Source organism: Segatella cerevisiae, from assembly GCF_024054555.1.
In the GTDB taxonomy this organism is placed as follows: Bacteria; Bacteroidota; Bacteroidia; order Bacteroidales; family Bacteroidaceae; genus Prevotella; species Prevotella cerevisiae.
On record NZ_JAMXLY010000037.1, the window covers coordinates 23489 to 34652 of the forward strand.

The 11164-nt window shown below is 42.0% G+C and carries 9 protein-coding genes and 1 pseudogene; 8 read left to right on the top strand and 2 right to left on the bottom strand.

The window, feature by feature from the left end:
* Positions 1-6 precede the first annotated feature (6 nt).
* The 4 genes from xseA (at position 7) to trmB (ending at position 3786) form a co-directional block, all read left to right on the top strand.
* Positions 7-1302: an exodeoxyribonuclease VII large subunit gene (xseA, locus tag NG821_RS09485; RefSeq protein ID WP_252761424.1), complete on the top strand. Its 1296-nt coding sequence runs from the start codon at positions 7-9 to the stop codon at positions 1300-1302.
* Between the two features lie 50 nt (positions 1303-1352).
* Positions 1353-1553 (top strand): exodeoxyribonuclease VII small subunit, encoded by a 201-nt coding sequence (gene xseB / locus NG821_RS09490; protein WP_252761425.1) that lies wholly within the window; start codon positions 1353-1355, stop codon positions 1551-1553.
* A gap of 243 nt (positions 1554-1796) precedes the next feature.
* On the top strand, positions 1797-2813 hold the full coding sequence (locus NG821_RS09495; protein ID WP_252761426.1) for a branched-chain amino acid aminotransferase: 1017 nt from the start codon (positions 1797-1799) through the stop codon (positions 2811-2813).
* A gap of 202 nt (positions 2814-3015) precedes the next feature.
* On the top strand, positions 3016-3786 hold the full coding sequence (gene trmB, locus NG821_RS09500; protein ID WP_252761427.1) for a tRNA (guanosine(46)-N7)-methyltransferase TrmB: 771 nt from the start codon (positions 3016-3018) through the stop codon (positions 3784-3786).
* 16 nt (positions 3787-3802) lie between these two features.
* Here the strand turns inward: trmB and NG821_RS09505 are convergent, their stop codons facing one another.
* The gene (locus NG821_RS09505; RefSeq protein WP_252761428.1) at positions 3803-5632 is read right to left on the bottom strand and encodes a glycosyl hydrolase 115 family protein; all 1830 of its coding nucleotides are present in this window, start codon (positions 5630-5632) and stop codon (positions 3803-3805) included.
* 397 nt (positions 5633-6029) lie between these two features.
* On the opposite strand from NG821_RS09505, the gene NG821_RS09510 reads away from it, so the two are divergent.
* The 4 genes from NG821_RS09510 to NG821_RS09525 all read left to right on the top strand — a co-directional run bounded on the left by NG821_RS09510 (position 6030) and on the right by NG821_RS09525 (position 11060).
* Complete coding sequence (locus NG821_RS09510; RefSeq protein ID WP_252761429.1) at positions 6030-7133, top strand: Mrp/NBP35 family ATP-binding protein; 1104 nt, start codon at positions 6030-6032, stop codon at positions 7131-7133.
* Positions 7134-7184: 51 nt separating this feature from the next.
* Entirely contained in the window at positions 7185-7781 is a 597-nt protein-coding gene (locus NG821_RS09515) for an RNA polymerase sigma-70 factor (protein WP_252761430.1), read from the top strand.
* A 62-nt stretch (positions 7782-7843) separates the two neighbouring features.
* Entirely contained in the window at positions 7844-8842 is a 999-nt protein-coding gene (locus tag NG821_RS09520; RefSeq protein ID WP_252761431.1) for a FecR domain-containing protein, read from the top strand.
* Positions 8843-9077: 235 nt separating this feature from the next.
* Positions 9078-11060, top strand: coding sequence for a SusC/RagA family TonB-linked outer membrane protein (locus NG821_RS09525; RefSeq protein WP_252761432.1), 1983 nt, complete (start codon positions 9078-9080; stop codon positions 11058-11060).
* Here NG821_RS09525 and NG821_RS09530 read toward each other — a convergent pair.
* Positions 11052-11164, bottom strand: a pseudogene (locus NG821_RS09530) (IS982 family transposase); the annotation flags it as partial. The gene NG821_RS09525 and the pseudogene NG821_RS09530 sit on opposite strands and share 9 nt — an antisense overlap.

Here is an 11164-nt window from a genome sequence, read left to right on the forward strand (position 1 = left end):
GAAACAATGCAGAAACCTTTGACATTATATGAACTCAATTGTCTGGTCCGGGATCTCATAGACTTGAAGATGCGGGATTCTTACTGGGTGCAGGCTGAATTGTCCCAGGTCAGGGAGGTCAGCCATAATTGCTATATGGAACTGATCCAAAAAGATAAGGCCTCGAATACACCTATCGCCCGCGCTGCTGCAAAATGCTGGCGCTCTACATGGTTGTTGCTTGGACCGGCTTTTGAGCGGATCACAGGACAAACTCTGCATGCCGGGATGAAAGTGCTCTTGCAAGTCAAGGCGCAGTTTCATGAAAATTATGGTTTCTCGTGGATAGTGGAAGACATTGACCCTGATTATACGCTTGGGGATATGGCAAGGAAGCGCCAGGAGATCATCCGGCAACTGAAGGAGGAAGGGGTGCTGGAACTTCAGAAGGAATTGCAGTTGTCTCTTTTTGCACAGCGTATAGCGGTCATTTCCAGCGGTGGTGCTGCGGGCTATGGCGATTTCTGTCACCAACTGTCAGATAATGCCTTTGGCTTCTGGTTTGAAACAGAGTTGTTTCAGGCTACCATGCAGGGCGAAGGCGTGGAAAAGAGTATCATTCAGGCTTTGAATGCCATATTCGTGCGCCAGGATGCTTTTGATGCCGTGGTCATCATTCGTGGTGGCGGTGCAACAAGTGACCTCTCAGGTTTTGATACTTTGGAGTTGGCAGAAAATGTAGCCAATTTCCCTTTGCCTGTCATCACAGGGATCGGACACGATAGGGACGAAAGTGTTCTGGACATCGTCTCTTATGCCCGGGTAAAGACACCTACGGCGGCAGCAGATTTTCTGGTCGATCATCTGCAAGAGACCTATAACAGGATAGAGGAAGCGAGTGAAAGAATAACGGATCTGGTCCAGCGCCAGTTGCAGATGGAGAAGTTGAGGCTCAACCGATTGTCAGAACAGATTCCTTCCTTGTTCTTGGTGGTCAAAACCAAACAGGAAAGTCGGTTGGACCGTTTCCGCCTGCGCCTTTTGACGGCTTCAAGACAATTATCCGATAGGGAGAAGCAGCGTGTCGATAACTGTGCCCAACGCCTGCCTGAGATCCTCTTGCGGAAAATAGAAAGGGAGCAGCACCGGCTTCAACTCCTTGACCAAAGAATAAGTTCGGCAGACCCTCAACAACTTCTTCGACGCGGATACAGTATTACCCTCTATCATGGGAAAAGTGTCCGGGATGCGGCAGGTCTGAAGAGTGGGGACGAACTGGAGACGAGGTTGTCCAAAGGTGTCGTCAAGTCTATCGTAAAATGAACTTGGGTTTCTTGTTTTTCTAATTCGGTTTTTAAATTACAGATTTTATCATGGCAAAAAAAGAAACGACTATAAAGTATGAAGAGGCAGTCCGCCAGTTGGAGGAAATCGTCAATAAGATGGAAAATGATGAATTGGATATCGATTCGCTGACAGACCAACTTGAAAAGGCTAGAAAACTCATTAAGTTGTGTAAGGACAAATTGACCAAGACTGATAAAGATATCCATCAGATCCTGGATGAAGACTGATAGCTGGATCTCAAAACTTATCCGTGAGTTTAGAAACAGAGCAGACGGCAGTTGCTCTTTGTGAGATGAAGAATCAATCGTTCTCCTCCTGATTCATAACGGGTTATTGGCAAAAACAGACCTGTTACAATCTGTATATTCCGGGGAAATTTTATGGATTCTTTTCTAAATAGTTGCAAATTATTAAAGATTTTCGTACTTTTGCAATAAACTATAACATAGAACGTTTAAATCAGTGTGATTATGAAAGATTTAGATTGGGCTAACTTGTCGTTTGGTTATCTTCCAACCGACTACAATGTTCGCTGCTATTATCGCAACGGGAAATGGGGAGAAATAGAGGTTTGCTCCGATGAAGACATTAAAATTCATATTGCAGCAACATGTCTGCACTATGGTCAGGAGGCTTTTGAAGGATTGAAGGCTTACCGTTGTCCTGATGGCAAAGTCCGTGTCTTTAGAATGGATGAGAACGCAGCCCGTCTGCAAAGTACTTGTAGAGGCATTATGATGCCTGAGGTCCCGACGGAACTTTTTGAGGAGATGGTGAGAAAGGTCGTGCGTCTGAATCAGGAATACGTCCCTCCTTATGAGAGTGGGGCCACGCTATATGTCCGTCCTTTATTGCTTGGTTTGACTCCTCAGATAGGAGTGCATCCTTCAACAGAATATGTGTTTCTGATTCTGGTCACACCTGTTGGACCTTATTTTAAGGGTGGATTTTCTACTAATCCGTATGTCATTATCCGTGAATATGACCGATCTGCACCTCTGGGGACCGGTATCTATAAAGTCGGCGGCAATTATGCTGCTTCCTTGAAAGCTAACAGTATTGCCCATCAGAAGGGTTATGCCTGTGAGTTCTATCTGGATGCCAAGGAAAAGAAATACATGGATGAATGTGGTGCTGCCAATTTCTTCGGTATTAAGAATAATACCTATGTAACACCGAAGAGTACCAGTATTCTGCCTTCCATTACCAATAAGAGCCTGTGCCAGTTAGCTGAAGATATGGGAATGACCGTCGAACGCCGGAAAATCCCTGAGGAGGAGTTGGCTACGTTTGATGAGGCTGGAGCATGTGGTACGGCTGCCGTCATTTCACCTATTTCATATATAGATGATCTGGAAACGGGAAAGCGCTATAACTATGGAGAGAAACCGGGACCGGTCTCTACCAAATTGTATGATACCCTCCGTGGTATACAGTATGGTACGATTCCTGATAAGCATCACTGGACATTCGTCGTGATAGACTGACCTCTATTTTGAATACGTGAGTTCTACGAAAGTTGATGATGAAGGGAATGATTCTGATTCATTGACGGTATACTGAGGTGTATTCGCCGAACGTACGTCAATAGCTTAATGTTGTATATTTGTGCCTGCCAAATCTTTTGGTAGGCATTTTTTGTATGATCCGGTTAAAATCTCTACCTTTGCAAAGAGAACATTCTATACAATGGGAAAAGGAAAATTAGCGAAATTTGCAGAGATGGAGACATTCAGGAATGTCTTCCAGTATCCTTATTCAGTTTTGGAAAAGGTCCCGTTTGAAATGAAGGGGCATTGGAGAGAGATGTATTTTCACAATACGCGCCCTATCATATTGGAACTGGGTTGCGGTAAGGGTGAATATACGGTCGAATTAGGCCGGCTTTTCCCGCAGGTCAATTTCATCGGGGTCGATATCAAAGGTGCACGGATGTGGACGGGCGCCCGGAAAGCACTTGAGGATGGATTGGAAAATGTCGCTTTCTTAAGGACGAACATCGAAATGATTGACCGCTTCTTTGATCAGGATGAAGTACAGGAGATATGGTTGACTTTCAGTGACCCTCAGATGAAGAACGCCCGTAAGCGACTGACAAGTTCTTATTTCCTGAACCGTTACCGGAATTTCTTAATGGATGGAGGTCTTATCCATCTGAAAACAGACTCGAATTTTCTTTTCACCTATACCCGGGAGTTGGTGCGCGCCAACCGGTTCGATGTGCCCTTTGCAACTCAAGATCTTTATCATGAAAAGGGACTTGACGATGCAACTCAGAAAATACTCGGGATACAAACTTATTATGAGAAGATGTGGATCGAGCGGGGTATACCTATTAAGTATATGAAATTCCAACTGCCCCATAAAGGAATCATCCAGGAGCCTGATGTAGAGATTCCCTTGGATGATTACCGGAGTTATAGGCGTGACAAGCGGAGCACCCTGGATTACAGTAAGTGACCTCCCTTTTTGTCCTTTAATAAGTTACAGGGAAAACATAGAATATCCGGTCTTCATCATCGTCATACATCCATTGGTCGAAGACAACATTTGAAGACAAGGCTTTTAATCTGAGCGTATGCTCACCCGAGGGAAGGTAGACCGGTATTGTGGTAACGGTCTGTCCTCTGAGTTGATCAGCGAGGGTGGTAGTGGTCGTCACATATTTGAGTGTATTCCCATCGATATTGACGGAATAGGAATAGTCCTTGCCGGGAATGGTGGCTATTCTGATCACCCCGGAATCATCGGAGATATTATCGTTTCTGAAATTAAAAGTCAACTCACCGTTTTGTGGTACTTCTACTGCTTCATTGCTATGCCCTAACAGAGGGATGATCGTCGTACCGTACGTTGCATTCGTATAGGAATTGGCATTCAACGCTACGACTTGGTCCAGTTCTGCTGCCAGAGGTTGCAGGTCTTCATTCCGTTCAGTATGGTATTGCAGAACTTGCTTGTCGGTCAGTTTTCCCGGGAGATCAGGTGCGCTGACAGTCGGAAAGTCTGGGTACTCCTTGTTCAGTTTCTGGATTTGTTGATAGGCTTCTAAACTGTTGGCTGCTGCCTCCAGCGCTTCCGTATCTTGGAAGAACAGTCCTGGGCGAGCGATATGCCTGGCGTCTTGAGCTTCCAGATTCATTTTCGTGGTGTAGGCAGAGACGAGTATCGGATATTTGATATTCGCGAAATAGGCTTCTTGCTTTTCCTGCGGGACCAGATAATCCTCATGTTCCAAGCGTTTGGCCAAATCCTCCCAAGTTGCGATATATCGGTCCAGTTCGTTTCCGAATTCACCTGTATTGAAATCTGCTTTATCCAGAAATTCCGGTTTGCAGATTCCTGTAAGCCGATAATATTCGGTCATTAGCGGCAGAAGTTTGGCACCAAGAGTGCTGCCGAATTGTAGAGACAACCATTGCTGATAATTGTCGGTCAGGCGATTAGCGTTGGTGTAAGTGGGATTCCATGCCATATTGAAGAAAAGATCGAGATTATAACTGGCAGCATAGGGCATATGAATGGCTGCAATCCATGTCTTTCGGTCTTGAATCTGCTTGAGAAATTCCAATACATAACCGGGTTGTTTCTTTGTGATGTCCAGAGGGTGGTCTCTATCCTGCACATAGGCGAGCGGGAGGATGGAAGGATTCTTGATGTTGAATTCATCTTCTACGGAAATACCGTATTTGGCTGCCAAACTGTGGAAGGACTTACTGTTGAAAGAATGTCGTCCACCGTCATTTGTCACGACCAGATCACCTTTCAGACGGAGAAGCAATTTGAGGATATTTTCATAATCGTTGTTGTCAGAAGCAGTTTCCTCTTTTGGCAGGACCATGATGCCGCGTCTGGCAACAGCCGGTGATTGAATGGTCTGGAATCCTGATTTCATAATCAGGTATTTCTGTCTCGTCGGGACAATGTCTGAAAGATCTGCCCACGGGGATACACCTGCCATCTGAGATAACTCCAGAATACCATAGGCCGTACCTATGCCGTCACTGCCGACAATAATGATTTTCTTCCGCCGGTTGCCGATATAGAAACTTTCTTTTCGGGTAATAAATTTCTTGATCGGGACGAGGTCTTCGCCCAGGTTCTTGAATTCTTTATTGGAAGCTTTGTCTAGTTGGTAGATTTCTATGGTCGAGTTGTCTTTTCGCTCTGCCCGTCGTCCAGTTACAGACTTCATGTCTTGGCTGAACAGATCTACTGCTGTCTGAACGACCGGTGAGACTTTTTTCTGAAGGTTATAACTTACTGCCTGACTGCCATTAAACCAAACAACGTCTTGGGCTTTCATGCAAGTGCAGGACAAAGAAGAGGTGATTAGTATCGAAAGAATATATTTAATTTTCATCAATAATTTCCAAATGTCTTTTTCTAATTCTTCACAAAGGTAGACAAATTCAGACGGTTTCAGAAATATTTTAGTTTTTATTTGTATTTTACACCTTTTATTGATAAATTTGCATAAAGAGAAAACTGGTTGATAGGGTATCAGGGCGTGGGTATCGTCTTTTACGGCACCGAAGTTCCAGGGCTTTCAGAAATCTTATGATGGGTCATAGCTATAGGACCTGGGATTTTAGCATGAATGTGCAAGGCTGGTTTTCTGAATTCTCAGTCCTAATGTGACAGATGTAGTCAATACATTCAAAATGTTCAAGAAGTTATTCAAACGAAAGAAATTTAATAATATGAATTTATATCCGAAATTAATTAAAGACGCTTTAGCCACTGTGGTCTATCCAGGAACGAAGAAAAATCTTTTGGAGAGTGATATGGTGGCTGATAATATTCGAATTGACGGCATGACGGTGTCCTTTTCACTGATTTTCCCGAGGGAAACTGACCCGTTTTTGAAATCGACGGTCAAGGCTGCGGAAGCGGCCATACACTATGCCATATCCCCGGAGGTACAAGTGACCATCACGACACAGTTTCTGTCGAAGAAAGCTCCCGATCCGGGGAAATTCTTGCCGGATGTGAAGAATATCATTGCCGTAAGTTCGGGAAAGGGTGGAGTAGGCAAGTCGACAGTAGCCGTAAATCTGGCTATCGCACTATCCCAACTTGGATATAAAGTAGGAATATTGGATTGCGATATTTTCGGTCCCTCTATCCCCAAGATGCTGGGACTTGAAGATGCTCGGCCTTATGGAGTTAAGAAAGACGGCCGTGATTTGATAGAGCCTGTCGATAAGTATGGCATCAAAATCCTTTCCATCGGATTCTTTGTCAATCCGGATACTGCTACGTTGTGGCGGGGAATGATGGCATCAAATGCGCTGACTCAGTTGATCCGCGATGCAGATTGGGGGGATCTGGATTATTTCATCCTCGACACGCCTCCTGGGACCAGTGATATTCACTTGACCCTCCTGCAGTCACTTGCTATTACAGGGGCTGTGATCGTCAGCACACCGCAAAAAGTAGCTTTGGCTGATGCCAGAAAAGGTATAGACATGTATCGCAATGATAAAGTCAATGTGCCTATTCTCGGACTGGTGGAGAATATGGCTTGGTTCACGCCTGCAGAACTCCCGCAGAATAAGTATTATATCTTTGGCAAAGAAGGGTGTAAGCACCTGGCAGAGGAGATGGGTGTACCCCTTCTCGCTCAGATTCCTATCGTCCAAAGTATTTGTGACAGTGGTGATGAAGGAAAACCGGCTGCCCTGAATGTGGATTCCATCACAGGCCGTGCCTTCATTACGTTCGCTCAAGCTGTCGTTACCGTTACAAACCGGCGTAATGAGAAAATGAAACCAACCAAAGTGGTTCAGGTAAAAAAGAAATGATAGCGTTGGGTTCTTTTAAGAGTCCTCTATTGTTTCTCGGAACATTTGGAAATGGATAGAATTGAATCTCTTATCATCGAACAATTAAGACTGGGTAATGAAAAGGCATACAAATATCTGTATGATCATCATTACCTGGTCTTATGTCATATCGCCTGTCAATATGTACATGATGATTACCTATCCGAAACGATAGTCAGTGATGTGATCTTCCATCTCTGGGAAATCAGATCCGACTTGCATATCGAGACCACTATTCGCAGTTATCTGGTCAGTTGCGTCAGAAACCGTTGTAGGGATTACCTGAAATCGCAATACCATCTCCATGAAATAAAATCTTCAGAGGATATTCCGCCTAATTTCTCCACTTGTTATTTGGAAAATCAAGATTATCCTTTAGGAAGATTGCTGGAAAAGGAACTGGAGAAGCAAATTAATCTGTCGGTCGACCGGCTACCGCCACAATGCCGGCAAGTTTTCAGATTAAGTCGCTTTGAGGGAAAACATAATCAGGAAATCGCTGACCAATTGGGCATTAGTATCAATACTGTGAAATATCACTTACGATATGCTTTGGCTTTTTTGAAGAAAGACCTGCAAAAATACCTTATTTTGGTATTATCTTTTATCCTATATTATTTTTTTTGAAAAAAAGAAGAGTTACACCTACCCCTATATCTATTTTAATCGTCTTGCAAGTATAAATATCAATGGAAAATCCAAACGATCATATAGAAGACTTGATGATCCGCCTTTTTGAAAATGACTTGGACTCGACTGGCCGGAAAGAATTGGAAGATTGGATAGCCCTCTCTCCCGAGCATCAAAAACAGTTCTATGATGAGCAGGAAATTTGGTTTTCTGTGGAGGATAGGCGTTTACAGTCTAAATACGATAAGGAAAAGGCATTTGAGTTGTTCCGTAAGCGTGTAGCTGCAGTTTCTCACGCCAAGTCCCATCAATTCAAGCGATGGATGAAATATGCGGCAGGGCTGGTGATTTTAGGGGTACTCGTATCTGCTGCCTTTTTCTATGGCAGAAATAAGATGACTGCACAATTTGCTGAAGTTGTGATAGAATCTCCGAGAGGAGGACTGAGCAAGATAAATTTACCGGATGGAACGAGTGTCTGGTTGAATTCCAATTCAAAGATAATTTATTCCCAAGGTTATGGGATTACAGACAGGAAAGTCCGGTTAGTCGGTGAAGGCTATTTTGAGGTAAAGAGGAATCAGAAGTTGCCTTTCAGCATCAGCTCAGGCAACTTGCTGATTCATGATCTGGGTACTCAGTTTAATGTCCGGAATTATTCCTCTGATGCGGAAGCCGAGATAACTTTGACAGAAGGTAAAGTGTCGTTCCAGGACTTACGGAACATAAAGACCGTATATTATCTGCAGCCTAACCAGAAGGCAGTGATTGCCAAGGCTAGTGGCATTGTCAAACTTAAAAATTGTGATGCAGTTGCGAATAGTCAGTGGACCACAGGCCAACTTATATTTGATGGACAGTCGATGCAATATCTGATCCAGACCTTGGAGCGGAGCTATAATGTTAAGATAAATGTTATGAATCCTGCCGTGATGAGATGTCATTTTTACGGTGATTTCTTGAGGCATGATCAAAGTCTGAATGAAGTCTTGAGGGCCTTGTCCTCAACTGGAAAGTTCAGATACCGTATACAAGGGAATCAGGTGACAATATACTGATAGTATCTATATTAATTATTTAAATGATTAAAACCATGAAAAAAGAAAAAGATGATTATTGAATAAAGGAGACAAAAATAGGAATGAGAAGATGTTGCAGATCTTCCCATTCGGTATCTCTAAACATTCTATGGATGATGGAATGGCTTGAGAATAATGCAAAGATAACATTTTTCTCATACCCTTTCTGATACTGTAAATAATTTAAATATTAATTTTTTAATTTTAATTTATTATGAATTACAAACACAAAGTGTTATTATTATTAGCTACCTTGTCGATTAGTATAGGAGCCTTTTCTCAGAATCTAAATCTAAGGTTCCAAAATATTACAGTTCGCAAGGCGATAATAGAACTTAAACAGAAAACAGGATATTCCTTTGTTTATGAAAGGGCAGATTTGGATACAAAGAAAAAGGTTACCGTCAATGCCCAATCTATAAATGAGGCAGTAAGACAAATTTTACAAGGACAGAACGCGACCTATGAAATTCAAGGAAAGTCAATTATTGTGAGGCATCGAATGCCGGGATCTACACAACCGAGGAGAGAGGATGTTCAACAGCAGAAATCCACTATTAAGGCTTCTGGTCGGGTAACTGACGAGAAGGGTGAACCTGTTATTGGAGCAACTGTCATGGAAAGAGGAACGAGTAATGGAACTGTTACAGATTTAGATGGTCGTTATTCTTTGGCTGTTCCAGAAGGAAGTGATTTGGAGATATCCTATATTGGTTATAAAAGTGCTGATTTTCGTGCAGGAGTGAGTAAGAGTATTGTCTTGGTAGAAAATTCTAGATCTTTAAATGAAGTTGTGGTCGTTGGATATGGGACTCAAAAGAAAGCAGATTTAACAGGGTCTGTTTCGAGTATTTCTATTAAAGATATGGGGGATCGACCTATTACAAATTCAACAACTTTACTTGAAGGAACTGCTTCTGGTGTTTATGCGTTACAAAAATCCGGCCAGCCGGGATCTGATGGTGCAGTAATTAATATTCGTGGTGTTGGAACATTAAATAATAGTGATCCTTTGGTTATAATTGACGGATTTCCAGGAAATATGAGTGATGTTGATGCCAGTGAGATCAGTTCTATTTCTGTTTTGAAGGACGCTGCATCAGCTTCAATTTATGGTAACCGTGCTGCAAATGGTGTTATTCTTATTACTACTAAAAAGGGTGCTGCAGGAAAAGCCAATGTATCTTATACTGGTTACTTTGGGATACAAAAAGCTACTCGATTACCCAAAACTCTAAACTCTTATCAATATGTTACTCTTTATAATGAAGCATGTCAAAATATGGGTATGAGTAATAAATATTCTGATGATGTAGTTGCAAAATATAAGGCTGGTACAGATCCAATGTATCCAAATAATAATTATTTTGATATTTATTATCATACAGCAAATATGCAGAATCATCGTGTCAATGTAAGTGGGGGGAGTGATAATTTCCAGTATGCTATAATGTTAGGTTATTTAGATCAAGATGGGATACTGGTAGATACGAAATATCGTAAAACTGATTTTCGTACGAATTTGGATTCATACTTTCTAAATAAGACTTTACGTTTTACTACGCGTTTTTCTGGTAATATGGGCACACAGATCCAGCCTACGGATCTTTGGAGTACCATTTGGTATTCTACTAATGCTCCTATTTTTCCATTAAAAGCTAATGATGGTATGTGGATGACAGTAAATGGTGAACGTAACTATTATGGTGAAGCTAAAGAGGGTAGCACAACTAACAACAAACGTTATAACTTTAATGGGCAAGTTGAGAGCGAATACAAATTCCTTGATGGCTTTAGCGTACAACTAACTTATGGATATAATGTTGAATTTGGAGATATAAATGCTTTTAATGCTAACGTCACTTTGGAAAACATGGATGGTTCGACTAAGAGTTTAGCGTCAAATCTTACAATTACTAATTCTACTAATACTCAATCTTTACTTACTGGATTATTAAAATATAATCATAGGTTTGGTATGCATACAGTTGGTGCTATGGCAGGTTATTCCGAAGAGTATTTTAGATGGAAATGGAATTCTGGCTATCGTTCTGGGTTTATTAATAATACACAACGTGAGCTCAATTTAGGAGATGCTTCTTCTCAAACTAATAATTCAGGAGATTATGATCTTGGTTTACAATCATTTTTTGGCCGTTTAAATTATAATTATGACCCGTTGGCGGAATTAATTTAGTGCGTATTTAATTCTACCGATGGGCTTGCCATTAATGTAATTCATATATTGAGAAACGGTTAGCGCACTGATTTTGCCAATTATTCTGGCAAACAAGCCGTTTG